The sequence below is a fragment of the Pontibacterium granulatum genome, assembly GCF_029961155.1.
In the GTDB taxonomy this organism is placed as follows: domain Bacteria; phylum Pseudomonadota; class Gammaproteobacteria; order Pseudomonadales; family Balneatricaceae; genus Pontibacterium; species Pontibacterium granulatum.
Genome location: NZ_JASBRH010000005.1, coordinates 218,417 through 244,163 on the forward strand (window position 1 = coordinate 218,417; position 25,747 = coordinate 244,163).

A 25,747-nucleotide genomic window follows, 5' to 3' on the forward strand; every position below is an offset into this window, starting at 1 on the left:
AAAGGGCTTAACCCTCTTCAGGCTCGTAACCCAGGTTAGGTGCCAGCCAACGTTCAGCCTGAGACATCTCCATGCCGGTACGGTGTGCGTAGCTCTCAACCTGATCTTCACTGATCTTCGCAACACCGAAGTACTGAGAATCTGGGTGGCTGAAGTACCAACCACTTACAGATGCAGCAGGCAGCATTGCGTAGGCATCGGTCAGGGTAATACCCGTGTGTTTCTCTGCATCCAGCAGCTCCCACATCAGGCCTTTCTCGGTGTGCTCAGGGCACGCCGGGTAACCCGGAGCAGGGCGGATACCCTGGTATTTCTCCTTGATCAGATCTTCGTTATCCAGCGCTTCATTGGATGCGTAGCCCCAGATCTCGCGACGCACTTTTGCGTGCATCATTTCAGCGAAGGCTTCAGCAAAACGGTCGGCCAGTGCTTTCACCATGATTGCGTGGTAGTCATCGTGATCCGCTTCGTACTCGGCCACCAGTTCATCACAACCGTGACCCGCTGTTACCGCGAACGCACCGAAGTAGTCTTTCTTACCGCTGTTCTTAGGAGCGATAAAGTCGGTCAGGCATATGTTGGCCTTACCTTCGGCTTTTTCGATCTGCTGACGCAGGTGGTGCAAAGTGGTCAGTACTTCGGTGCGGCTTTCGTCGGTGTACAGTTCGATATCGTCATCGTTGACGCTGTTCGCTGGGAACAAACCAACCACTGCTTTCGCCGTGAGTAGCTTGTCATCAACCAGCTTCTTCAGCATCACCTTCGCATCAGCAAACAGTTTGGTTGCTTCTTCGCCGATGATCTCGTCTTCCAGAATGCGTGGGTAACGACCCGCCAGCTCCCAGGAGTGGAAGAACGGGGACCAATCGAAGTAAGGCAATAGCTCGTCAAGAGAGACATCTTCGAATACCTGAATACCGATCTGGTTTGGTACCGGCGGCGTGTAGTTGTCCCAATCGATCTGAAACTTGTTTTCGCGTGCCGCTTCCAGGGTAACGCGACGCTTGTCGTTGGCTCGTGCAGCGTGACGTTCACGAACCGCTTGATACTCTTCCTGTATCTCTTTGACATAGTTGGCTTTTTTCTCTTTAGAGAGCAGGGCAGAGGCTACGTTTACCGCACGGGATGCGTTGGTTACGTGCACTACTTGGTCGCGATGGAACACCGGGTCGATTTTCACAGCAGTGTGCGCTTTGGAGGTGGTCGCACCACCAATCATCAATGGGATGTTGAATTCCTGACGCTCCATCTCTTTTGCCATGTGCACCATCTCATCCAGGGATGGCGTAATCAGACCAGACAGACCGATGATGTCAGCGTTCTCTTCACGGGCTGTTTTCAGGATGGTTTCCGCAGGAACCATTACACCCAGATCAACGATCTCGTAGTTGTTACACTGCAGCACCACGCCCACGATGTTTTTACCGATATCGTGCACATCACCTTTTACGGTGGCCATGATGATCTTGCCGTTGGAACTTGATTCGTTACCGGCTTTCTCTTCCTCGATAAACGGCATCAGGTAGGCCACCGCTTTCTTCATTACGCGGGCGGATTTCACGACCTGCGGCAGGAACATTTTACCTGCACCAAACAGGTCCCCGACGATACCCATGCCGTCCATCAGCGGACCTTCGATCACTTCCAATGGGCGGGCATAGTTCTGGCGGCACTCTTCCGTGTCTTCATCGATAAATTCGGTGATGCCTTTAACCAGTGCGTGGCTTAGACGTTTGTTAACTTCCCAGCTGCGCCACTCTGCTGCCTGCGGGTCTTCCTCTGCTGAGCCGTCACCACGGTATTTGTCAGCAACCGCCAGCAGGCGCTCGGTACCGTCTTCACGGGTGTTGAGGATGACGTCTTCAACCAGTTCACGCAGTTCAGTCGGCAGGTCATCGTAGATCGCCAACTGACCGGCATTCACGATACCCATGTCCATACCTTGCTTGATCGCGTGGTACAGGAACACACAGTGGATCGCTTCACGCACCGGGTTGTTACCACGGAAGGAGAAGGATACGTTGGATACACCACCGGACACTTTCGCGTGTGGCAGGTTCTTCTTGATCCAGCCAGTCGCGTTGATGAAGTCAACGGCGTAGTTGTTGTGCTCATCGATACCGGTTGCTACAGCAAAGATGTTCGGGTCGAAGATAATGTCTTCCGGTGGGAAGCCAACTTTGTCGACCAGCACACGGTAGGAGCGCTCACAGATCTCAATCTTACGCTCGTAGGTATCAGCCTGGCCCGTTTCATCGAACGCCATAACCACAACAGCAGCACCGTAACGACGGATCTTGCGAGCCTGTTCGATGAAGTTCTCTTCACCTTCCTTCAGGGAGATGGAGTTCACGACACCTTTACCCTGAATGCACTGCAAGCCAGCTTCCAGCACGTCCCATTTGGAGGAGTCGATCATGATTGGCACACAAGCGATATCTGGCTCACCGGCAATCAGGTTCAGGAAGCGCACCATAGCGGCGTGCGCATCCAGCATGCCTTCGTCCATGTTGATATCGATGACCTGGGCACCGTTTTCAACCTGCTGACGGGCTACGTCCAAAGCGGTTTCGTAATCGTTTTCTTTGATCAGACGTTTAAACTTGGCTGAGCCGGTTACGTTGGTACGTTCACCCACGTTAACAAACAGCGTGCTTGCACCGATGTTCATCGGCTCCAGACCGGAAAGGCGGCATTCAACCGGCAGATCTGGCAACGCGCGCGGTGGGTGTTTCTTCGCAGCATCACCCATCGCCTTCACGTGTTCAGGCGTGGTACCACAACAACCACCGATGATGTTCAGGAAACCGGACTCGGCCCATTCACTGATCTCTGCCGCCATCTGTTCCGGTGTTTCGTCGTAGCCACCGAATGCATTCGGCAGACCGGCGTTCGGGTGGGCAGACACGTAGGTGTCGGCAATACGGGACAGCTCCTGCACGTACTGACGCAGCTCCTGAGGACCCAGCGCACAGTTCAGACCGATTGAGATTGGCTTCGCGTGACGTACGGAGTTCCAGAACGCTTCTGTGGTCTGACCGGAGAGGGTACGACCGGATGCGTCGGTGATGGTGCCGGAGATCATCACCGGTAGACGCAGGCCGTTTTCTTCGAAGTAAGTTTCTACTGCGTAGATTGCTGCTTTGGCGTTCAACGTATCGAAAATGGTTTCGATCAGGATGATGTCCGCACCGCCTTCAATCAGGCCGTCTAGGGATTCTGTGTAAGCTTCGACCAGCGCATTGAACGTTACATTACGGTAGGCTGGGTCGTTTACATCCGGAGAGATGGAGCAGGTGCGGTTGGTCGGGCCAAGTACACCGGCAACGTAACGGGGTTGGTCCGGGTTCTGCGCAGTGACTTCATCTGCGACTTCACGTGCCAGACGCGCTGCAACCACGTTGATCTCGCGACTGATCGATTCCATTTCGTAATCGGCCATCGCGATGGTAGTCGCGTTAAAGGTATTGGTTTCGATGATGTCAGCACCGGCGTCCAGGTAAGCACGGTGGATATCAGCAATGATTTTTGGCTGGGTCAGAACCAGCAGGTCATTGTTGCCTTTGACTTCGATATGCCAGTCAGCAAAGCGTTCGCCACGATAGTCCTCTTCCTGAAGTTTATAGTCCTGAATCATGGTGCCCATACCACCATCCAATACGAGGATACGGTCTTTCAGGGCGGCTTTTAACTGTTCTGTTTTATCTACTTGTGCCACGGCGCTTCTATCCGGTCTGAAAACGAAAGGGATTATTTTAAATCAATTAGTTGCGAGATGCCCTGAGTCTGATTCAACTTTTATTGAATGAGTTTAATGTTTGCTGTTTTCTGTTGAGCAAAATTTCACCAAATCGACATAAGAAACCACCGGTTTTCCCTTATTTTTTCAGAATTTGGTGTTAGAATTGGCGCCCACGTGCTCGCGTGGTACCGGATCGGTCAAATTGCTTAGTTTCATTTTGTCCTTTTTCTAGTAACATGCGCAGCGCATTTCGTACGACTTAAGGTCGTGCGAAAGGAAAGACGTGCAGTGCACACTTGCACTGAACTCTTATTGCATGAGTATCGGGACTCGGCAATCAGAGCAGGGCTTCACCGTAACAGATCCTGTGTTCAGGTATCTGTTTGGGAAGCAGTATTGGGGGGAACCCGGAGCCAGATCCGGGAAAGGAAAGCAAGCAGGTATCACATTATGCTGCAGACATTCTTGAAGGCCAAATTGCACCGCGTAACTGTAACTCACGCAGAACTGCATTATGAAGGTTCCTGCGCGATCGACAGCGTACTGCTGGAGCGTTCAGGCATCAAAGAATATGAACAAATTCATATTTACGACATTAACAGCGGTGAGCGCTTCTCTACTTATGCAATTGCTGCTGAACCGAACAGTGGCATCATCTCTGTAAACGGAGCTGCTGCGCATAAGGCAAGCAAAGGTGATCTGCTGATCATCTGCTCATACGTACAGTTGGATGAACAGGAAGCTGAAACCTTCCAGCCAACTCTCTGCTACTTCGAGAATGCGAAAGCAGACGGCGGCATTGGCGCAAGCGACGAAGAGCTGCACCAGCGCAACGTAATGACGGGTATCAAAAACGAGATCCCAGTTCAGCCAAAAGATATCTGATCGAACAGAATATCCAACAAAGCCGCCCACGGGCGGCTTTTTTTGTGTCTGCAATTTAGGCCAGAACTCCCGCTATTTCTGCTTATTAGAAGTTTCCGCACCCGAAAAATCATCCGAAACCCCAATATTGTCGACAATCCAGCATCAGTCCTTAGTCGTACGACTCAGATCAACAAATCCGCCTCAACCCCATTAAATACGGGCTAATCACCAATATATTAACCTTTTGTATTAGTTAATTTATCGCGCCGGTCGGTTAAAGTGACAGAACTGAAAGGGGTCAACTGTCTACAATAATAAGAAAGACCCCGAACGACTAAGACAGATTAACAACTACAAAGACAAAGAAAGGACCCGCGCTATGTCCTATCAAGCAGAGTACAACAAGTCCATCGAAACTCCGGAAGCGTTCTGGGGTGAAAAGGCCGAAGCTATCGAGTGGTTCAAGAAGCCTGAAAACATCCTGTCTAAGGATGACAACGGCATCGACCGCTGGTTTGCTGACGGTGAACTGAACACCGCTTACCTGGCACTGGATTACCACGTAGAAAACGGCCGCGCTGATCAGTTGGCTATGATCTACGACTCTCCGGTAACTGGTAGCAAACGTAAGCTGACTTACCGCGAACTGCGTGACGAAGTTGCTAAGTTTGCCGGTGTACTGAAAGCACAGGGCGTAGAGAAGGGCGACCGTGTTGTTATCTACATGCCAATGATCCCTGAAGCGGTTGTTGCCATGCTGGCAGTTGCACGTCTGGGTGCCATCCACTCTGTGGTATTCGGTGGTTTCGCACCCCATGAACTGGCAGTACGTATTGACGATGCAGAGCCAAAAGTGATCGTGACTGCCTCCTGCGGTATCGAAATTGCTAAAGTCATCGAATACAAGCCAATGCTGGATCAGGCGATCGAAAAGTCTGCCCACAAACCATCTGCTTGTGTTGTTCTGCAGCGTCCTGAAGCTGAAGCGTCTCTGATCGAAGGTCGTGACATCGACTGGACTGCAGCAATGGAAACCGCAGAACCTGCTGACTGCGTACCAGTAAAAGGTACTGATCCGCTGTACATCCTGTACACCTCCGGTACGACGGGTAAGCCAAAAGGTGTTGTACGTGATAACGGCGGCCACGCGGTTGCACTTAAGTACTCCATGAAAGCGATCTACAACATGGAGCCAGGCGACGTATTCTGGGCAGCGTCTGATGTAGGTTGGGTAGTAGGTCACTCCTACATCGTTTACGGCCCACTGCTGGCTGGCTGCACCACCGTTGTGTACGAGGGTAAACCGGTTCGTACTCCGGATGCAGGCGCATTCTGGCGTGTATGTGCAGAATACGGCTGTAAAGCACTGTTTGCAGCACCGACTGCTTTCCGTGCGATCAAGAAAGAAGATCCGGAAGCGGGTGAGCTGGCGAAATACGACCTGTCCAAGCTTGAAACCATCTTCATGGCGGGTGAGCGTCTTGACCCACCTACTTACCACTGGACTGTCGAGAAGACCGGCAAGCCAGTTGTTGACCACTGGTGGCAGACTGAAACCGGCTGGGCAATCTGCGGTAACCTGACCGGCGTTGAGATGAAAGACCCTAAACCAGGTTCTTCAACTGTGCCTGTCCCAGGCTTCAACGTTCAGATTCTGGATCCGGAAGGTAACGAGCTGCCGGCAGGCGAGCAGGGCTCCATCGCTCTGAAACTGCCTCTGCCTCCAAGCTGTCTGCCAACCGTATGGGGCGACTTCGAGCGTTTTCGTACCGGTTACCTGTCCGAGTACCCTGGATACTACTGCTCTGGCGACGGCGGTTACAAAGATGAAGACGGTTATGTATTCATCATGGGCCGTACCGATGACGTTATTAACGTTGCAGGTCACCGTCTGTCTACCGGTGAGATGGAAGAGATCGTAGCGGGCCACAATGCAGTAGCGGAGTGTGCGGTTATCGGTATCAACGATCCGCTGAAAGGCCAGCAGCCTGTAGGCCTGGTCCTGCTTAAAGACGGTGCAGACATCGAAGAAGACGACCTGGAAGCAGAACTGGTTGCCCTGGTTCGTAAAGAGATCGGTGCAGTTGCCTGCTTCAAGCGCGCGATCGTTGTACAGCGTCTGCCTAAAACACGTTCCGGCAAGATCCTGCGTAAACTGCTGCGTCAAATCGCTGATGGTCAGGAATACACAATCCCGTCCACCATCGATGATCCAGCATCTCTGCCGGAAATCGAAGAAATTATGGGAAGCCACGGCCTGGTAACGGCTTAAGGGCTTCACATAAGAAACTGAAGTTCCAACCCTTAGCTCAGTTTTAGGCGATCCTCGGATCGCCTTTTTTCGTTTTTAGGACGGTTGAAATGTTGGGCATTTCTTCGAAATGGCCAACCTACGATTGATATGGTGTATGTAGGTTGGCCATCGCAACGCGATGCCCAACACGACGATTATCGCTCACCAAAATTACCCATAAAATCGTTCGATATCCCCCAATCCGCATCGATATCGCCCGATCTGATATATCGATGGATACTACTGTACGGCCAATCGGCTGCGCGGCTCACGTAACCATGCTTTACTGGGTTGAAGTGGATGTAATCGACGTGACGGGTAAAGTCGTTATCGTTACGGATAAGATGTTCCCAATATCTTCGTTGCCAAATACCTCGCTCACGGCGATCCAATTGGTCTGCGTTAGCGGGATTGGATTTTGCGATGCCGCGTGAGAAAGCAGCTTTGATGATCCTCCACCTAATCGAAAAGTCAGAATCATCGGGTGGAAGCGTCCAGATACAATGCAAATGCTCAGGTAAAACAACCATCGCATCAATATTGAATGGGTGCTTTGCTTTAGTCTTTGAGAAAACCGACCTGAGCAGGTCAATTTCATCAATCAGCGTTTTGTGATTTCGATTTTGAAGATTAACGGTAAAGAAATAGCTACCGCCAGCGACATCGCTCCTTCGATATCTCATGATTCACAGTCCTTGTGAAAGTATATTTTGGGTTAATTGTTGGGCATTTCATGCGAAATGGCCAACCTACAGAAGGCGTAGGTTAGCCATCGCGAAGCGATGCCTAACAAAAACCGCCCATTACTTATTCTCATCATCCGACACGCGGCGCAGGATGTAGTCCAGCCAACGGGCTGACAGGATGCGGCGCAGGTACGCGAACAGGTAGGTAGGGAAGGTGACGTAATAGCGAGGTTTCGGGCGATTGCTTTCTAGTGCATGCACCACTTTCTCTACAACGGCTTCAGGTCCGAGCGTAAACGGATCGTTTCCACGCTCCAGATCTTTCTTGGCCAAACGACGATCAACCGCTGCGTATACGTCCTTATGCGCGCTATGCTCGGTATCGATATTCGCCTTAAAAGCCGCGTATGCATTTACACGAAACTTGCTGGTAATCGGACCCGGCTCAACCAACGATACAAAGATATTACTGCCATGAAGCTCCTGGCGGAGGGTGTCGGTCAGGCCTTCCAGTGCAAACTTGGAGCAGTTATACGCACCGCGGTATTTCAGCGTAATCAAACCCAGAACAGAACTATTCTGAATGATGCGTCCGTATCCCTGCTTACGCATGATAGGCAGCACTTTACAGGTCAGTTCGTGCCAGCCGAGCAGGTTGGTTTCGAGCTGCTGGCGCAGTACATCGCGGGTAAGATCTTCTACCGCACCGGGCTGACCATAAGCGCCATTGTTAAATAGCGCATACAGTGTGCCGCCGGTCTGTTCCAATACCCAGTCCAGCGCGTCATTGATTGATTGGGTGCTGTCCAGATCAAGCTGACAGGCTTCCAGACCTTCCTGACTAAGACGCTCCACGTCCTCCATTTTACGAGCCGTGGCAAAGACCCGATATCCGCGTAAGCGAAGCATATGTGCTGTTTCGTAACCGATTCCGGATGAGCAACCTGTAATAAGAATTTCCTTGGTCATAGCCCCAATACCACCGTCAATGCCCGTCAAAAAAGGAGTCGTGAATGCTATCAGAAAATAATGTGTTTAAATAATTCACCTATGAAATTCAGCCCGAGTAGGTGGTCAGTTACGAATTGGGTCTATTATTGGAAATAGACCAACTGATCAGTAACTAAACAACTGTAAGGGTTTCATAACATCAGAGCCCGCACGGTTGTAGCCACATAATCTGATGCCGGAGGATATCTGGATGAATCTTTCATCTGAAGGGACCTCACCGGTTGTTGACGCTCAAGCATTTGGTGAAGCGCTGGTAGCGGCGGGATGCCTATCTGAAAATGATCTGTCACGTGTGATACAGATGCGCGAGAGCAGCGGGGATGATACGCCTATTGCATCACTGCTGATTCGGCTTGGGCTTGTTTCCGAAACTGATATCGCGAACCAGCTATCCAGCTTGTATGAAATTCCGCTGGTTAACTCCAGAGACTTTCCTACTGACGCAATCTTGCAAGACCAGATCTCCTATCGATTCCTGAAAGAAAATCACGTGCTCCCGCTGTTTGAGGAAGACGGCAAGATTGTCATAGCGATGGCCGATCCTCAGGACAGCTTTACTGTTGCCGCGATCGAAGAGGCCAGCGGTCAGCCTGTTTCCTGCCGCGTCGGAGTCGCCACAGAGCTTGATAACGCCGTCGAACGTCTATATGGCGAAGGTCATAGCAAGATGGGCGATATTCTAGCGGGCGTTGAAGCCGACGAGAAAGCATTAGAGCAAGATATAGAACAGCTCAAAGACATGGCCAGCGAAGCGCCTGTTATCCGCTTGGTAAACCTTATTATCCAGCGCGCTGTTGAAGCCCGAGCATCCGATATCCATATCGAGCCCTTTGAAAATTGGTTAAAGGTTCGTTACCGCATTGATGGCGTGCTTCAGGATGGCGAAGCCCCGCCGGTCAACATGTCACCGGCAGTGATCTCCCGTATCAAAATCATGGCAAAGCTGAATATCGCAGAAAGGCGACTGCCTCAGGATGGCCGTATCGAGATGCGCCTGCAGGGTAAAGACCTGGATATTCGTGTATCGACCGTTCCAACCATGCATGGCGAAAGCGTAGTACTTCGTCTGCTTGACCGCGAAACCGTTGCTCTGGATTTTGATTCACTCGGAATGGATGATGACCTCAAAGCCCAGCTGAATTCTATCCTCACCATCCCACACGGTATGCTGATCGTCACCGGTCCTACCGGTAGCGGTAAAACCACCACGCTTTATACGGCACTCAGCCAACTGAACACCGAGCAGAGCAAGCTGATTACTGTTGAAGACCCGGTGGAATACCAGCTTGAGGGGATCAATCAGATACAGGTGAAATCCTCCATCGGACTTACATTTGCCAGTGCGCTCCGCTCGATCGTACGTCAGGACCCCGACGTAATCATGGTGGGTGAGATGCGTGACCTGGAAACAGCGCGTATCTGTGTGCAGTCAGCGTTAACCGGCCACATCGTGCTTTCAACTCTGCACACCAACGACGCTGCCAGCAGCGTAACCCGACTTTTAGAGATGGGAGTGGAAGATTATCTGCTCACATCAACTCTGAACGGCGTAATCGGCCAACGACTGGTGAGGCGTTTGTGTCCTCACTGTCGGGAAGCGTATGAGCCACTACCTGAAATCGTTGAAGAACTGGGTCTGAAAGGTGCGAAAGAGCATCCAATCACACGTTTATACCACCCGAAAGGGTGTGAACACTGTGGCGGCAGCGGTTACCACGGGCGTATTGCGATAACAGAAATATTATCCATGAATGACGAAATCCGACGCTTGGTACTGCAACATGCGGATGCCGGCGTATTACTGCAAGCCGCAAGAGCATCGGGCATGCGTACTATGTACGAAGATGGTTGCCGTAAAGCGCTGGCAGGCATGACCAGTATCGAAGAAGTCATTCGTGTAACGCAGGAGGCCTGAGACCATGCCTCTATATCAGTACCGCGCCGTAACTGCCGAAGGGGAATCTCGCAGTGGCGCGTTGGAAGGGACGGACGAGCAGTCCGTAGTGCACCAGCTGCAGGGTAAGGGATTGATCCCAATCTCCATAGAGATGGGGGAAAGCGGGTTCAGCATCGCAGACCTACTCAACACCAAAGTAGGCAGGCGGGGACTGAGCGATGCTCGCCTGCTGATCTTTACCCAGCAGCTGTCTGCACTGATGCAGGCGGGTATCGCGCTCGATAGGGCCCTGGATATCATGTACCAGGTCAGCGACGATCCGCAGCTGTTAGTGCTGGTACAACCGATTCAGGACGGCGTACGACGTGGACTTCCGCTATCCCGTGTCCTTGCGGATATTCCCGACACGTTCTCTCATTTTTACGTGAGCATGGTGCAGGCTGCAGAGGTCTCAGGTGACCTGGGCAGCGGCCTCGACCAGCTCGCGATCTATCTCGAACGCAGCAAAGAGCTGCGTGATCGCGTTTTATCAGCCCTTATCTACCCGATCATCCTCGTGATCGTCGCCGCAGTATCGCTGCTCATCATACTCACATACGTGGTTCCTCAATTTCAGACGCTGTTTGCTGATATGGGGCAAGCACTGCCGCTATCAACTGCGATTGTAATCACGGCGGCGGAGGTAATTCGTGACTATTTCCACTGGGGACTGTTGATTCTCATCGCGGCACTTCTCTACTGGCGGCACCTGCTATCGAAGCCCGACATGCGTTTATGGTGGGATCGCAAGCGACTGTCGATACCGCTCATCGGAGCAGTAAGCCAGCGTGTCGATACGGCACGCTTTAGCCGTAGCCTGGGCACACTCGTGCAGGGCGGAGTGCCTCTACTGAGTGCGTTAGGCATTGCACGGGAAACCATTGCTAACACCTGTATGGCGCAGGCTGTGGCGGATGCAACCAAAAGTCTGAAAGAGGGTAAGCACCTGGCAGGACCACTGCAAGCCACCGGGTTGTTTCCATCGCTGGCATTACAGATGATCCAGGTAGGTGAAGAAACCGGTCAGTTGGAAAGCATGCTGCTCAAAGTCGCAGACGTGTACGACCGAGAGGTTTCAACATCCATTCAACGCGCACTGTCCATTCTGACCCCCGTACTGATCGTGGGATTGGGCATTTTGATTGCCGGGATCATCATGTCGATCCTGGTCGCTATCATGAGTATCAACGATATACCGATCTGATTTAGGAGAGTTTTGTTATGGCATTTAACCAGTCTGAACAAAGCATTACGCAAGGAAGGCAGAAGGGCTTCACCTTGCTGGAGATTCTGGTTGTCCTCGTGATCCTGGGCTTACTGGCAAGCTTGGTAGGACCGCAGGTGTTCAAGCAACTCGAAAGCTCTAAGAGCAAAACCGCTGCGTTGCAAATTCAGGAGCTGAGTGCAGCACTCGATCTGTATCGCCTCGAAGTCGGTAGCTATCCGTCAACCTCAGAAGGGCTGAACGCACTGCTGGAAGCCCCGTCGAGCGCGAGCAACTGGAACGGCCCATACCTTAAAAAGAAAGTCATTCGTGATGATCCATGGGGTATGGCCTATCAATACAAATCACCAGGTGATCACGGCGACTTTGATCTTTACTCCTACGGTGCTGATAAGAAAGAAGGCGGCGAAGGGGATGATCGCGATGTGGTGAGCTGGGAATAGCCTGGCCATACAGTTATGGGCTTTTGATTATGCACGCCTCGTCACGCAATCAGTACGGATTCACGTTGCTGGAACTGCTGGTCACGATGCTCATTGCCGTTATGGCAATCACGGTTGTCGCCCCAAGGTTTTCGGCACTCATTCCAGGCGTTGAGATTAAGGGCGAAGCACAAAAGGTCGCAGCATTGCTTCGATTTGCCCGCAGTCGTGCAATTGCAGAAGGAGACGTCATCTCGGTAGCCCGTCTTGAAGAACCAGCCGCGATAGAGGTTACCGGCTCATCAAAGCTGTATACATGGCCTTCATCGATCACAATGGAACTCACCCGCGAACTCAGTCAGACCGACGATGAACCGGAGATACGTTTCTATCCCGACGGTAGCTCCAGCGGTGGCGTGGTCTCACTCAAATCTGAAGGTCTGAGTTACACAGTAGCGGTCGATTGGCTCACGGGCAGGGTGATCATCAATGATTAGGCCACCACGCCATGAGAACGGATTCACCCTGATCGAAGTACTGGTTGCGTTCATCGTGTTATCGATGTCCTTGGGCGTGATCATGAGCATCCTGTCGGTTTCAATGCGCACCAGCCGAGCGGCAAGCACCGACCAATATGCATTGATGTTGGCGGAATCCAAACTCTCCGAGTTAGTAGGAACACCGGAACTGAAGGTAGGGCGGCGTGAAGGTGAGTTTAATGATGCATACCGTTGGGAAGCACGCATTGAACCCTGGGAATTTCCGGATCAGGACCCGGGCACCGTCTACAGTTTTATGCCGTATCATGTTGAAGTCGCAGTGATCTGGGGCGATCACGACAGTGAGCGGTTCATACTGTCCTCGATTTACATCGTAGATGAGGACACCCTATGAACCCGTCTCAGGCACGCTGCAGAGGTTTCACACTGATTGAGATGATTGTGGCCTTAGTGGTATCCAGCATGCTCGCTGTTGTCGTGGTGTCCGGCCTGCATCTCGCAATACGGAGCTGGGAAGCGGTATCCGAAAACATCCATCAAGGGAACGACTCCTATGTTTCGATGCATGCGCTACGCCGGGTACTGTCGTCGCTGCGCCCCGAAAAAGTACGCGATGAAAACGGTGTTGCCGTGGCCGCATTCTATGGCCGGGAAGACCAGGTGATGTTTATCGCCCCCATGGAGCAGCTGGGCAGTCTTGATGATCTTTTTTGGATCATGATCAGCACTCGGGAAGCGGAAAATGGAGATCGCTCCCTGATACTCAACCTGCTGCCGTTTAACCAGAAAACCAATTTTGATGACGAAGACAACGCCGCCTTCCAAGCGATTGTCTGGGAAGAGAAGATCGATGAAATTCTCGAACTGGAAAGCGAGATCATCGTCGGAAACCAGGAATTTACCGGCGTCACTTTTGAATACCTTCGAATAGATAAAAATGGCGATCCTATTTGGGAAGACGAGTGGCTGGATGATGCTCAGTTGCCGCGGTCAATAAGGGTTCAGCTGGAGTTTGGGCCAGACGACGAATGGCCAAACCTTTACATTCTTCCGAAAACAAGCACGTATGAGTTTAAAAAATTGCTCTAGCAATCGTTTCGGTTTCGCTTTAATTGCAGTGCTTTGGTTGCTGGTACTGCTCTCCCTTATCGCCCTTCATATTTCCACCGTTACCCGTTCAGAGGCGCAGCTGGCCCGCAACATGACATTGGGGACTCAAGCTCGTTACGCTGCTGAATCGGGTGTGCGTTGGGCTATCTGGAGCTTGACGTTACCGCGCGAGGAGCTGTGGCTAGCCGATGGCAGTGTGCACTCAATGGACTTGGACGAGGCCCTGGTCAAGGTGAGTCTGCAGGATGAGAACGGCAAGATCGATTTGAACCTGATAACCCCCGAACATCTGGCAAAACTGTTTGAGGTGGCGGAGATCGACGAGGACATTGCCACCCCAATCGTTGACGCAATACTGGATTGGCGTGACGAAGACGATCTGAAACGCCTGAACGGTGCGGAGGATGAGGATTATCTGGATGCTGGCTACGAATACGGTGCAAAGGACGCTATTTTTGAAACCGTCGAAGAGTTGCAGAAAGTGCTCGGAATGGAGGAGTGGATTTACGATCGTATCAGTCCGGCGCTGACTGTCCATTCGTTAAAAAATGGTATCAATCCGCTCGTAGCGCCGCGTTTGGTCCTTCTGTCGCTGGAAGGTTCGGACGAGGATATGGTCGATCAATACATCTCTGATCGCCGTCTCAACCATGAAGATGGGTTACCTCCACCCGAAACCCCTCCGTTCCAGGGCAAGTTAATTTCACCAACTTTACAAGGTGTCTACTACACTATTCATACAGAAGCTGTTGTTGGACAGGGTGCAAAGGCATTTAAACAAGTGATTGTTCGTCGCCGCAGTGCCGCCGCCAATGCACGATTTGACCTCATCAGAAGCAGTGAGAAAAAGGAGCCGTTACTAGAGGGATTGGAGCCTGATTATTAGGTGACTTCCAATGGCAAAACAAACAGCATCGCCTGCAATTCAGTCTCACGCCAATAAAGCGCTTAATCAATTAGGACGTTTATGGCACTGGTGGACAGGCGAATTAATGGGCATGCTCCCCCACGGCCTCCGAGACCGACTACAAGGCAAAGGGCGTTACCTGCTTTGCGAGATAGAAGAGGGCCGTTGCAGCGTCCGGTACGGTAGTCGTGGTAACTTCAAACCGGTTACCCAGTTTGAACTGAGCGATTCCTGGCAGGTGTCCGGTGACACCCATCAGTCCTTTGCAGACCTTCGCAACAAGGCTGATGACACCGTTATACTGCTTCCACCCAAGTTACTCCTTACCAGAACGCTGCAACTTCCAGCCGCCACTGAGTCAGGCCTCGAAAACGTGTTGCGGTTCGAGATGGACCGACATACGCCGTTCACCGCAGAGCAGGTGTACTACGGCTATTGCGTCACCCACCGCGATAAGAAAACCGAAAAAATAGGCGTTACCTTAACCCTCGCCGTACGATCCAAGGTTGATCCACTCCTCGATCAATTTGCACGGATGGGGCTTACGCCAACGGTTATGGCACCAGCTGCTGAGGCGAGTGACAACCTTTACTCAATGAACATGCTGCCCAGTAGCATGTCCGCTGCGCACGGCAAACGTGAGCGCTCCCGTCGTTGGCAGATTCTGCTGTTGCTGGTGCTGTTTGCCGCTGCAATTACGCTGCCCGTATTGCAGCTGGAGAGCAAAGTCGAGGTCCTGAAAACGGAGATAAACGTACCCAAAGCGCAGGCGGTAAAAGCTCAGGCTGTGGCCGATGAAGTGAAGTTACTGAAAGAGAGCAGGCGCTTCCTGATCAATAAAAAGATCGATGATCCGTCCGCGCTTATCCTGATCAACGAACTGACCCAGCTGCTGCCGGATAACACGTGGATCAGCCGTTTGGAACTGCGGGGTAATGAGCTAAAGCTTCAGGGTGAATCCGGCCAGGCTTCAGCCCTGATCGGCCTACTGGAGGGATCGGGATATCTAAGAAATGTCCGTTTCTCCTCCCCGGTGACCTCCAACCCCCGTAATCAAAAAGAACGCTTTGTGATTGTCGCCCAGCTCAAACGGGAGGACGCACAATGAACTCGATGAATCCTAATCAAAGCCGTTTGCTGGCGTTAGCAATACTGGTCTTGGTGATTGTGGCCGCAGTCGTATTGGTCTTCGATCCGCTTTATAACCGCTACGTAAATGCGAGTGAGGAAGTGGAACGGCTTGAACACCAGATTGCCGTGTACAAACGGGTAGCGTCAGGCCTCATAGAAAGTGAAGAGGAACTAAACGCTCTGCAACAGAACAACCCAACCGCCGATCTGTATCTGTCAGAAACCAAGCCAACACTCGCCGCCGCTGAACTTCAACAACAGCTAAACCGCATGGTTTCTGATTCTGGTGGCCAGGTAGTAAGTACCCAAATTCTGCAGCGAAGTACGGAAACTGTGCTGCCAACCGTTTCGCTGCAGGTACATGTGCGTAGCGAGATCGATGAACTGGTTAAACTCATGCACCAGATCGAGTCAGGTAAACCGTTGCTGTTTATAGAAAACCTGGTGATTTCAGCCGCAGTACGCCGGGCACCACAACGGGTTAACCGGGCTCGACGAAATCAGCCTGTCAGACGCCAGTTGCCTTCGCTGGATGTACGCTTTGATCTGATCGGCCACAGTGGCAAGGAGGGGTGAGCGATGAGTAAGTCCCCTTTGATTTGGACCTTCACCACCGTTGCTCTGATGCTTCTATGGTCTACCAATATCCGTGCTCAAGATGACGTGTCGCAACTTGTTTTACCTGAATATCCCCCTCTCGACACCTTTGAGCCCATCAGTCAGCGTCCGCTCTTTAACTCCACCCGTCGGCCAAAACCTAAAACCGAAGACTTTGATCAGGATGTCAGCCAGAGTGATGTCGCAGAGACATGGTTCCTTGTCGGGATCATCCTGAACAATGACACGCCGCTAGCCATGATGGCTCAGAAACAGGGTGAGAAACGAGTGACCCTGGCGCAGGGTATGCCGCTGGATCAGACGTGGACGATCAGCGAGATCGGTCGGGACTACATTCTGCTGGACGGCAATGACGAACAAGCGCGGTTAGAGCTGTGGCGACCACGCGAGCGACAAGCGCCAAAACAGAATCGCTCCAAGCGTAACGCCCAGCAGGAAGCACAAAAAGAACAATCACCCAACACAAATACTAAACCGCAACGCGCTCAGGAAGCACCTGTTCGGGCTGTTGCGCCAGGTAAATCCGGTACTAACGGAGGTTAGTCGTGATGGAACTGAAACGAATATTTGGCTTTATTGCACTGACATCCGTCTGTGCGTTGGTCAGCTCGTGCAGCCTAACCCCTGGCGGGGACCGAGACACGTTTGACAGTCCTTGGAAGAAAAAAACGGCACAGCAAATCGAAAGCTCAGGTGACAGTCAGGCAACTGCGGAAGTCGCTCAGCCTGCTATCTCTGATGCGGCGGATCGTTTTAAGGATCAGTACCGGACAACCGAAATCAATGAAGCGCCATCTCAGGAGTTCTACCAAGGCACAGGCAGTATGGTCAATCTCGGCGTCGCATCCCGCGATGCCATAGAACCGGGGGAAGGGGACATCACCCTCAACTTTCAGGATGCAGAGATTGGCGAAGTGGTCAAAACCATCCTGGGTGACATCCTGCAGAAGAACTATGTGCTTGACGAAGATGTTCGCGGCAGTGTCTATCTACAAACCAGTCGGCCTTTGTCGTCTGATGAACTGATCCCAACGCTGGAAACACTTTTGCAATTCAACGACGCGGTGTTACTCAAGTCCCAGAATTTCTATGAGATTGTGCCTGCTGCCAAGGCACCAGTGGCGTTCGTTCCGCGCACCCGGCTCAGAGCGGGCAGTGGTTACCAGGTGTTGATCCTTCCGCTGCGTTATATCGCATCTTCAGAGATGATGAAGATCCTCGAGCCGCTAAAACCGGAAAAGGGGCTGATCGAGGTTGATGAGCGCCGAAACCTGCTGACAGTAGCAGGCACCGAAGAGGAGTTAACCAACATCCGCGAAACGGTACGTATCTTCGACGTGGATCAGCTGAAGGGGATGTCTGTGGGGTTGTTCCGGCTCCAATCTGTCGAGGCTGGTGTCATTGTTGAAGAGCTGGAAGCGATCTTTGGTGATTCTGCAGACGGTCCATTAGCAGGCCTGGTGCGTTTTATGCCAATAGAGCGACTCAACGCGCTGCTAGTGATGACACCGCAGAAAAAGTATCTCACCGACGTGAAGGTTTGGATCAGTCGCCTGGATAGGGCGGAGGACCGACGCGGCATGAACATGTATGTCTATTACGTACAGAATGGAAAAGCAGAGAATCTATCTGAAATGCTCGGTGAACTGTTCGAGGGCCAGCGTCGAAGCCAGCGCAGACAACAAGACTCCCGGGATGAACAGGCCCGTACGCAAACAACACGTAATGAATCCAGTGATACCGCTGGCTCTGAAACATCATCCACCGATACCTCATCCCGTACAAAAGTATCTTCCAGCAATAACGACGGGTCCAGCCTGGATGTGGGCGACGTAAGCATCATTGCCGATGAAGAAAACAACGCCCTGTTGATCCTTGCCAGTCCAATCGACTACGAAAAAGTAAGGGACGCCATCGAGAAGCTCGATGTACTCCCGCTTCAGGTACTGGTGGAAGCCACCATCGTTGAAGTATCACTTCAGGATGAGCTGCGTTACGGACTTCAGTGGTTCTTCAAATCATCGCTGGATAACAAGTCTGCACGCGGAAGTGTCGGTAATGTGCCGATCGTAACGCCAAACGACTTTTTCCCAACCGCAAATTTTGAAGTCTTTGATGCGGTGGGTACCCGATTGCTGCTTAATGCGTTGGCGGAAGACTCCAAGCTCAATGTGATCTCCTCACCTTCGCTGATGGTGCTGGATAACCATACGGCAACGATTCGTGTAGGTGACCAAGTGCCGGTAAGAACGTCCGAAACGACAGCTACTACCAGCGACAACCTGAATACCACCAGTACCATCCAGTTTAAAGATACGGGTGTACTGTTGGAGGTTACGCCACGCGTCAACGCAGGCGGCATGGTTGTATTGGATATAAAGCAGGAAGTGAATGACGTAGACCAGACAACGACATCCGGAATCGACTCACCCACCATTATCCAACGCCAGATCGAAACCAGCGTCGCCGTACAGAGCGGTGAAACCCTGGTGCTGGGTGGTTTAATTAAAGAGAACCGAGACCAAAGCAGTGGTGGTGTCCCCGGTGTGCGGCACGTACCGGTACTCGGCTGGTTGTTTGGCAGCGAACGGAAGTTTGTTGATCGTACCGAGCTGGTTGTCATGATTACACCGACGGCTGTGACCGATAAAAACGAAGCGCGGGATGTGACAAGAGAATACAGGGATAAATTGCGTGGAGTGGAGTTTCCTGAAGGTTAAAATACAGTACCCGCTAAAATAAAAAGGCTGCGATTGTGCAGCCTTTTTATTTTGACTCAGAGGAAAAAACGTATATACAGTAAACCCTGCGTTACAAACTTATACACCTTCCCCCACGATTACTTAGCTGCCTTTATCCTAAACCCACCAAATTATTGAATATTTTACACACTAGTAATGGTTGATTTTCATAGCTGTTACACGCAGTTATCCAGATGTTTCACACCTTTTACAATCCTTACCTTGCATATCGGCCAATCAAACTAAATTTCTTTAATTATCAATGCCATACAAATCTGGCGCGTTCTTTGCTGAATACAGTTTCAAAAAGGTAATTGTTCCTTTTTGTCCCGAGCTTAAGGATTGAAAGCTGCACAGCACACGTACCTGAAGGCTTAGCGGGGTTACCGCAAATCAGCTTTATTCGATCTTGGAGATTGGGAGGGGCCTGCCCGAAAGGGCAGGAATAATAAAGCACATTCACTCTGCGTATTTGAAATACAAACACCCAACCAGTATTTATTCGTAATGCGGACATTACGGATTAGCGTGGAGTGAGAATCCATGGGACTTCGCGGCGGAGGCCGAGGAGATATTCCCAGGAGGTACGACATGAGAGCGTGCGACATCACAGCATCCATAAAAGCGCTCGCACTTGGATGTCTGTTTGCATTAACACCTATGACGACCTATGCGGTCGATGAACTCGGCCTGTTTGAACTCGATGCTAATGCTGTGGAAGACGGCACCCCACCGCCTGATGACTGGGAAACACTATGTGATCCGGTAGCTGTACCCGGCGGTCCTTGTCAGAATGCCGGTGGACCTGAGGGCGGTGCATTTGCATTCACTGGTATCGTTCCTGACCCAGCACCACAATCAATTTTTGATGGTGGTAAAAAAGATATACAGGACGTATCGCAATGGAGCCACAAAGACGGTGCTGTGCCAGATAAGAGCGATATCACAAACGCCTATGCGGCTGCTTACCTGTCTGGTAAAGATGTTACTGATGTGCACTCTATCGGTGACCTAATCCTCTACTTTGGCGCCGACCGTGTTATCAACAACGGTGACACTTTTATGGGCTTCTGGTTCTTTAAAGACCTGGTAAGAGCAGAGAACGATGGTTCCTTCTCCGGTCACCATATGCCGGGAGACACTTTAGTTCTGGTTAATTTCCCGCAGGCCAACAACGCCGTACCGCTGATCCAGGTGGTGGAGTGGGATCCTATTTGTTCTAAAGCGGACAACAATAACCCTCAACCCGGCGACTGCGCTGCCTCAAACCTTCGCCTACGCTTTGGTGCAGAAGGGGCTGGTGCAATCTGTAACAGTGATAACCCTCAGGCAGCCTGCGCAATCACCAACGACATGACCGTAGATTCCCCTTGGCCATACGAATCAAAAGATGGATTTATCAACGAATTCCCATTCGAGACGTTCTTCGAAGGCGGCATCAACATCTCTGAAGTTATCGGTGGCGATGCCTGTTTCGCAAGCTTCATGGCCGAAACCCGTTCATCCAGCTCGTTTACCGCATCCCTGAAAGACTTTGTAATTGAGGACTTCCCAGTGTGCGGTACAGAACTGCGTACCGAGATCCATGAGAAAGATGTACATAATGTTGACCTCGAAGGAGGTTCAGTTGATGCAGGTACCTTTATCCATGATGCAGCGTTCCTGAAAGTAACCGGTCCAGGCACCGTTACCGCAGAGGGTAGTATTGTATTTACCTTGTACAACGCGGCTAATTGCACCGGTACTGGTACAGTGATCGCAACAGTCGATGTTGCAACAGGTACAACAATCGGAGATGAAATTCGCGTTGAAACCGGAGACACTCAGTTTGACGCCGGTGCAATCTCCTATCTGGCGGAATTTATCAGTACGGGCATCCTGCCGAACGCAACGGCTGTGTGTGAAAACCTGACATTGAATAAACTGAATACCACAACGGTTACAGAAATTCACAAACTGGGTATGCACGCAGATATCACCAATACAACACAGTTTGTTGGTATCAATATCCACGACTTTGCGAAAGTAACAGGGACAGGGGCACCAACGATTACCGGTAATGTTTCTTTCACGCTGTACGATAACGCTACGTGTAACGGCAGCCCGATTGCGAGTTTCGGAACAAGCGGTACCCAGGTTGTCGCCCTGAATGGTAGTGGCGAGGCAGAAACTGGCAACTTTGATACTACGGGTTATCTCACCACCGATGCGAACGCTTCACTGTCGTTCAAAGCAAGTTACGGCGGTGATACCAATTACAACCCATCAGATGCAGTCTGTGAGCCATTGGAACTGAAAAAATATGTTCCAACCGTAATAACCAATATCCATGAAGGTACTGCAAACGCAGGTCACACAATCGGTACACCTGCGGATATCCAGAATGGATTCGTGACGATCGGTGTAAAAATCCACGACATTGTTGCAGTAAGCGGTAGTGCACCTGAACGACCAACAGGTAACGTTACCTTTACATTGTATGACAACGGCACATGTGACGGTCAGGTCATTTCGCAACCCGATCCAGTGAAAGATCTGACAGCAGATGGTAAGGATTACCTTGCTAATGGACGTACTGCCGAGTCTGACAACTACGATACAACCGGCTACGTTCCGATCACACTCACTAATAAGCAGCTCTCTTATCGCGCGTCCTACGCCGGTGACCAGTTCTACAAATCTGGTGTAGAGGCTGGCTGTGAGAAACTGACCGTGAACAAACGCCTGCCGACTATCTCAACACACGTGATCATTCTTGACCGTGCAGAGGTAAGCGGTGATGCAGCTGTACTGCCAACTGGAACTGTCGATTTTGAGATTTACAAGGACACCGGCTGTACAGGCACCTTGCTGCAAACCATCAATAACATTGACCTGGTTCAGTCCAATGGCAACCTATTCGCCACCCTGTCTGATGCCAACAAACGCATCATTACCGCAACCGGCACATCATCTATTTCCTACAAAGCGAAATACGACGGTGATGCCAATTACGTTCCGGTTACTCACGCATGTGAAGATGTCACCGTAACACTTCCAGGACCTACTAGCGCAACGCTGTAAAGCCTGTATGTCAATAAGCGATGGGGATCCGTCCCCATCGCTGCTTACCTCATGTCCCTGATAATCAGCGCTATCCGTTGATTTTCTGATGTTTTTCCATGTGCATCGCGTATGCAGGCCAGACGACATCGTTACGGCATTTCTAAAGAACGTTCAGTATCGTTTACAAAAAGTACGCTTTCATCATTCATTTTTTATTTAAATCCAATAAAAACAATCACATATCGTTCAGGCATGTTCTTTGCTGCATTCTGTTGCGAGAAGGTTTAATTACCTTTTTATCCCAAACTGATGGATTGATAGCTGCAATGACACTGACGTTTGTGTGGTATGGGACCCAGCTAATAGCTTTATTCGATCTTCAAGGTTGGGAAGGGCCTGTTGTGCTACAACAGGAAAGATAAAGCACTTTCACTTCGCATAAGAGTTTCAGACATTTAGCCAGACTTGCTCCGCACCTTGGACTGTGTGGAACCAAGCGAAGTGGAAAGCATGGGACTGTTCAAATGGCCTTGAGCAGAAATCCCAGGAGGTACGACATGAGAGCGTGCGACATAAAGGCATTCCTCAAAGCGCTCGCGCTTGGATGTCTGTTTTCACTAACATCTATGACGACGTATGCGGTCGATGAACTAGGTCTGTTTGAACTTGATGCCAATGCTGTGGAAGAGGCCGCAGCAGGGGATGATTGGCAAACACTTTGTAATTCAGCAGCTGTTCCAGGTGGTCCTTGTCAAAATCCACCGGGCGGAAGTCAATTCGCGTTTACAGGTATCGTTCCTGACCCAGCACCACAATCAATCTTTGATGGTGGTAAAAAAGATATTCAGGACGTATCGCAGTGGAGCCACAAAGACGGTGCAGTACCGGACAAGAGTGACATCACTAACGCATATGCAGCGGCCTACCTATCAGCATCCAATGTTCCGCCAGTTCATTCTATTGGTGATTTGATTCTCTACTTTGGCGCCGACCGTGTGATTAACAACGGCGACACCTTTATGGGATTCTGGTTCTTTAAAGACCTGGTAAGAGCAGAGAACGATGGCTCTTTTTCTGGCGTACACATGCCAGGCGATACATTAGTGCTGGTTAACTTCCCGCAGGCAAACAATGCTGTGCCATTGATACAGGTCGTTGAATGGGACCCAACCTGTTCCAAAGCGGATAGCAACAGTCCACAGCCGGGCGATTGTGCTGCATCTAATCTCCGGTTGCGCTTTGGCGCATCCGGCGCCGGTGCGATTTGTAATGCAGATAACCCTCAGGAGGCCTGTGCGATTACCAATGACATGACTGAAGATTCGCCGTGGCCTTATGAGTCCAAAGATGGCTTTATCAATCAGTTCCCATTCGAGACGTTCTTCGAAGGTGGTATCAACATATCCGAAGTTATCGGTGGTGAAGCGTGTTTCGCCAGTTTTATGGCTGAAACCCGTTCTTCCAGCTCCTTCACTGCTTCGCTGAAAGACTTCGTAATTGCGGACTTCCCAGTGTGTGGTACCGAGCTGCGCACCGAAATCCACGCGCAGGGTGATGAAAGCACCAACTATGACGGCGGCTCAATCGCTACCGGTAGTTTGCTGCATGACGCTGCATTCCTGGAAGTGACCGGTGCCGGCAGCATTACACCAAGCGGTAGCATCATAATCAATCAATATAACTCCGGTGATTGTAGCGGTACCCCTACCGAAGTACTGAATACCGATGTTAGCAACGGCACAACCGTGGGTGACGAGCTGAAGTTCGAAACCAGCGATGTGGAATACTCCATCGCAAATAACGCCACCGCCATTTCGTTCCTGGCGCAGTTTATAAGCTCCGATGGCGTGTTGCCGAATGCTACAGCCCCATGTGAGACCGTGACACTGAACACCGTTAACTCATCCGTCGTAACAGAGATCCACGAGAAAGGTGTACACAACGTCAACCTGGATGGCGGTTCCGTATTTGTCGGTACCGAAATTCATGACTACGCAGCTGTAACCAGCAGCGGTGGTTTAGACCTGACAGGTTCCGTGGACTTTACCCTGTATCCAAGCGACGATTGTACCGGCACCCCAATCTCCGGATTTGGTACGAACGGTACTGAAAACGTTACTCTCGCAGCCGATGAAACAGCGGAAACCAGTGAGTTTGACACTGCCGGTTATCTAACCGCAGGTGGCGGCGACAAATGGCTGTCCTTCCTGGCTGCATACAGCGGTGACCTTAACCACAAACCGTCCACTGCAGACTGTGAAAAAGTGCTGATCCAGAAACGTTTGCCTTCAATCGAGACACACGTGATTGTTCTGGACCGTGCGAAAGTGGCAGGTGATGGCTATGCTATCGATCCTACCGGCAATGTAGATTTCGATATATACCTGACAGCAAACTGCTCTGGTAGTCCATCTGCAACTAAAACAGTAGCAATGGCGGATGCTGGCGACGTCAGTGATGGCGATCTCGTCGCTACACTGCTGGCAGCGGATGCAACCATTATCTCTACGTTGAATGCGACATCATCCGTATCGTACGTGGCAACCTACAAAGGGGACGCCAACTACGATCCTGTGACACATGCATGTGAAAACGTGGACGTGACACTTCCAGCGAAAACCACAGCAACAAAACCATAATTGATATAACCCCCCTCATTGGCGATCGGCTCTGGGCCGATCGCCTTTTTTATTTGCCCATTCTTTAAACGTAAAGCGTTTGAAACGTCTGTTCTCACATAGTTTGCAGATGCAAACAACACGTTACAGTAAACACCGATTTACATCATTTATTCCTATTTTTCCAATTATTTCAAACACTTACCTATCGCATGCGGTTTTGCGTATGAAATGCATTACAACACATCAGCTCTGTATACGATGAACGCATAAAAAATCATTTAAAAAACATACGGTTAACAAATAGGCCCGATAGTTGCAGCCATGAAGGCAGGAGGGCGGGCGCCCTTCGCCCTGGGCTGAATCCCGGGAAATATTGTCTTGCGGAATAGCGTTGTAAGGCCATTGCGCAAGGCAATATTTCATCAACACGGAGATTCAGGCAAGGGGTCTGCTCTGGCAGAGATTTTTATAACAAAACCTGACACTTCGCGATTAGCGCGAGTATTGGGTCTGGCATCCGAATAGCAGTCTAGGCTCGGATGCTGAGGAGGTTTATAATGAGAGGGCTAACGCGACTATTCCGTGCCTCTTCATTCCTGGTTGCAGCAGCATTCTCCGCAATATTTGCGGTGGGTACTGCTGTCTGGGCGGTTGATGAGCTCGGAATATTTCAGTTGGAGGGTGATGCTAAAGGTGCATCACCGGCAATGATGATTCCTGACGATTGGGAGGAAGTGTACAACGGTGACGACGCTGCCGATGTCAGTGTCTTTATCTCCAGTGCTGAAGAACACCCTGATGTAGATGTGTCCTACTTTACCGGCGGTGGTTCTAAAGACGTAAATGATATCAGCGAATGGCAAAGCACCGAAAACAACGTCGCACCTGACAA

At 51.0% G+C, this 25,747-nt stretch carries 19 protein-coding genes; 16 read left to right on the forward strand and 3 right to left on the reverse strand.

The window, feature by feature from the left end:
• Window positions 1–7: 7 nt before the first annotated feature.
• Complete coding sequence (metH, locus tag QKW35_RS07120) at window positions 8–3,718, reverse strand: methionine synthase (protein WP_282351841.1); 3,711 nt, start codon at window positions 3,716–3,718, stop codon at window positions 8–10.
• 474 nt (window positions 3,719–4,192) lie between these two features.
• Here metH and panD point away from each other — a divergent pair, with 474 nt between their 5' ends.
• The gene (panD, locus tag QKW35_RS07125) at window positions 4,193–4,627 is read left to right on the forward strand and encodes an aspartate 1-decarboxylase (RefSeq protein ID WP_282351843.1); all 435 of its coding nucleotides are present in this window, start codon (window positions 4,193–4,195) and stop codon (window positions 4,625–4,627) included.
• Window positions 4,628–4,952: 325 nt separating this feature from the next.
• Window positions 4,953–6,881 (forward strand): propionyl-CoA synthetase, encoded by a 1,929-nt coding sequence (locus QKW35_RS07130; RefSeq protein WP_282351883.1) that lies wholly within the window; start codon window positions 4,953–4,955, stop codon window positions 6,879–6,881.
• A gap of 176 nt (window positions 6,882–7,057) precedes the next feature.
• Here the strand turns inward: QKW35_RS07130 and QKW35_RS07135 are convergent, their stop codons facing one another.
• Both QKW35_RS07135 and QKW35_RS07140 read right to left on the reverse strand, forming a co-directional pair.
• The gene (locus QKW35_RS07135) at window positions 7,058–7,585 is read right to left on the reverse strand and encodes an REP-associated tyrosine transposase (RefSeq protein WP_282351845.1); all 528 of its coding nucleotides are present in this window, start codon (window positions 7,583–7,585) and stop codon (window positions 7,058–7,060) included.
• A gap of 120 nt (window positions 7,586–7,705) precedes the next feature.
• Complete coding sequence (locus tag QKW35_RS07140) at window positions 7,706–8,557, reverse strand: SDR family oxidoreductase (protein ID WP_282351847.1); 852 nt, start codon at window positions 8,555–8,557, stop codon at window positions 7,706–7,708.
• A gap of 232 nt (window positions 8,558–8,789) precedes the next feature.
• Between QKW35_RS07140 and gspE the strand changes: the two genes are divergently transcribed.
• From gspE to QKW35_RS07210, 14 genes are all read left to right on the forward strand, one after another.
• Window positions 8,790–10,514 carry a type II secretion system ATPase GspE gene (gene gspE, locus QKW35_RS07145; protein ID WP_282351848.1) on the forward strand — a complete coding sequence of 575 codons (1,725 nt, stop codon included), beginning with the start codon at window positions 8,790–8,792 and terminating at the stop codon, window positions 10,512–10,514.
• A gap of 4 nt (window positions 10,515–10,518) precedes the next feature.
• Window positions 10,519–11,739: a type II secretion system F family protein gene (locus QKW35_RS07150; RefSeq protein ID WP_282351850.1), complete on the forward strand. Its 1,221-nt coding sequence runs from the start codon at window positions 10,519–10,521 to the stop codon at window positions 11,737–11,739.
• Between the two features lie 17 nt (window positions 11,740–11,756).
• Window positions 11,757–12,203 carry a type II secretion system major pseudopilin GspG gene (gspG, locus tag QKW35_RS07155; RefSeq protein WP_282351851.1) on the forward strand — a complete coding sequence of 149 codons (447 nt, stop codon included), beginning with the start codon at window positions 11,757–11,759 and terminating at the stop codon, window positions 12,201–12,203.
• Between the two features lie 29 nt (window positions 12,204–12,232).
• The gene (locus QKW35_RS07160) at window positions 12,233–12,679 is read left to right on the forward strand and encodes a GspH/FimT family pseudopilin (RefSeq protein ID WP_282351852.1); all 447 of its coding nucleotides are present in this window, start codon (window positions 12,233–12,235) and stop codon (window positions 12,677–12,679) included.
• Window positions 12,672–13,076 (forward strand): type IV pilus modification PilV family protein, encoded by a 405-nt coding sequence (locus QKW35_RS07165; RefSeq protein ID WP_282351853.1) that lies wholly within the window; start codon window positions 12,672–12,674, stop codon window positions 13,074–13,076. Before QKW35_RS07160 ends, QKW35_RS07165 begins: the two co-directional genes overlap by 8 nt.
• Window positions 13,073–13,771 (forward strand): prepilin-type N-terminal cleavage/methylation domain-containing protein, encoded by a 699-nt coding sequence (locus QKW35_RS07170; RefSeq protein ID WP_282351854.1) that lies wholly within the window; start codon window positions 13,073–13,075, stop codon window positions 13,769–13,771. Before QKW35_RS07165 ends, QKW35_RS07170 begins: the two co-directional genes overlap by 4 nt.
• Entirely contained in the window at window positions 13,749–14,678 is a 930-nt protein-coding gene (locus tag QKW35_RS07175) for a type II secretion system minor pseudopilin (RefSeq protein ID WP_282351857.1), read from the forward strand. Before QKW35_RS07170 ends, QKW35_RS07175 begins: the two co-directional genes overlap by 23 nt.
• Window positions 14,679–14,688: 10 nt before the next feature.
• Entirely contained in the window at window positions 14,689–15,807 is a 1,119-nt protein-coding gene (locus tag QKW35_RS07180; protein WP_282351859.1) for a PilN domain-containing protein, read from the forward strand.
• Window positions 15,804–16,406 carry a type II secretion system protein GspM gene (gene gspM, locus QKW35_RS07185; protein WP_282351862.1) on the forward strand — a complete coding sequence of 201 codons (603 nt, stop codon included), beginning with the start codon at window positions 15,804–15,806 and terminating at the stop codon, window positions 16,404–16,406. The genes QKW35_RS07180 and gspM overlap by 4 nt, the downstream gene beginning before the upstream one ends.
• Window positions 16,407–16,409: 3 nt before the next feature.
• Window positions 16,410–16,991, forward strand: coding sequence for a hypothetical protein (locus QKW35_RS07190; RefSeq protein ID WP_282351865.1), 582 nt, complete (start codon window positions 16,410–16,412; stop codon window positions 16,989–16,991).
• Between the two features lie 5 nt (window positions 16,992–16,996).
• Window positions 16,997–19,168 (forward strand): type II secretion system secretin GspD, encoded by a 2,172-nt coding sequence (gene gspD / locus QKW35_RS07195; protein ID WP_282351884.1) that lies wholly within the window; start codon window positions 16,997–16,999, stop codon window positions 19,166–19,168.
• A gap of 681 nt (window positions 19,169–19,849) precedes the next feature.
• Complete coding sequence (locus tag QKW35_RS07200; protein WP_282351866.1) at window positions 19,850–22,252, forward strand: autotransporter outer membrane beta-barrel domain-containing protein; 2,403 nt, start codon at window positions 19,850–19,852, stop codon at window positions 22,250–22,252.
• A gap of 608 nt (window positions 22,253–22,860) precedes the next feature.
• Window positions 22,861–24,873: a hypothetical protein gene (locus QKW35_RS07205; RefSeq protein ID WP_282351867.1), complete on the forward strand. Its 2,013-nt coding sequence runs from the start codon at window positions 22,861–22,863 to the stop codon at window positions 24,871–24,873.
• A gap of 539 nt (window positions 24,874–25,412) precedes the next feature.
• Window positions 25,413–25,747: hypothetical protein (locus QKW35_RS07210; protein ID WP_282351871.1), on the forward strand; the 335-nt coding region annotated here is incomplete at its 3' end.

Bases quoted from the DNA above. Each gene is read 5' to 3' on its own strand.
- QKW35_RS07175 (WP_282351857.1), top strand. From the start codon at position 13,749: ATGAGTTTAAAAAATTGCTCTAGCAATCGTTTCGGTTTCGCTTTAATT.
- QKW35_RS07140 (WP_282351847.1), bottom strand. From the start codon at position 8,557: ATGACCAAGGAAATTCTTATTACAGGTTGCTCATCCGGAATCGGTTAC.
- QKW35_RS07170 (WP_282351854.1), top strand. From the start codon at position 13,073: ATGAACCCGTCTCAGGCACGCTGCAGAGGTTTCACACTGATTGAGATG.
- QKW35_RS07200 (WP_282351866.1), top strand. From the start codon at position 19,850: ATGACGACCTATGCGGTCGATGAACTCGGCCTGTTTGAACTCGATGCT.
- QKW35_RS07160 (WP_282351852.1), top strand. From the start codon at position 12,233: ATGCACGCCTCGTCACGCAATCAGTACGGATTCACGTTGCTGGAACTG.
- QKW35_RS07150 (WP_282351850.1), top strand. From the start codon at position 10,519: ATGCCTCTATATCAGTACCGCGCCGTAACTGCCGAAGGGGAATCTCGC.
- QKW35_RS07190 (WP_282351865.1), top strand. From the start codon at position 16,410: ATGAGTAAGTCCCCTTTGATTTGGACCTTCACCACCGTTGCTCTGATG.
- gspM (WP_282351862.1), top strand. From the start codon at position 15,804: ATGAACTCGATGAATCCTAATCAAAGCCGTTTGCTGGCGTTAGCAATA.
- QKW35_RS07205 (WP_282351867.1), top strand. From the start codon at position 22,861: ATGACGACGTATGCGGTCGATGAACTAGGTCTGTTTGAACTTGATGCC.
- gspG (WP_282351851.1), top strand. From the start codon at position 11,757: ATGGCATTTAACCAGTCTGAACAAAGCATTACGCAAGGAAGGCAGAAG.
- QKW35_RS07165 (WP_282351853.1), top strand. From the start codon at position 12,672: ATGATTAGGCCACCACGCCATGAGAACGGATTCACCCTGATCGAAGTA.
- QKW35_RS07180 (WP_282351859.1), top strand. From the start codon at position 14,689: ATGGCAAAACAAACAGCATCGCCTGCAATTCAGTCTCACGCCAATAAA.
- panD (WP_282351843.1), top strand. From the start codon at position 4,193: ATGCTGCAGACATTCTTGAAGGCCAAATTGCACCGCGTAACTGTAACT.
- QKW35_RS07135 (WP_282351845.1), bottom strand. From the start codon at position 7,585: ATGAGATATCGAAGGAGCGATGTCGCTGGCGGTAGCTATTTCTTTACC.
- gspE (WP_282351848.1), top strand. From the start codon at position 8,790: ATGAATCTTTCATCTGAAGGGACCTCACCGGTTGTTGACGCTCAAGCA.
- gspD (WP_282351884.1), top strand. From the start codon at position 16,997: ATGGAACTGAAACGAATATTTGGCTTTATTGCACTGACATCCGTCTGT.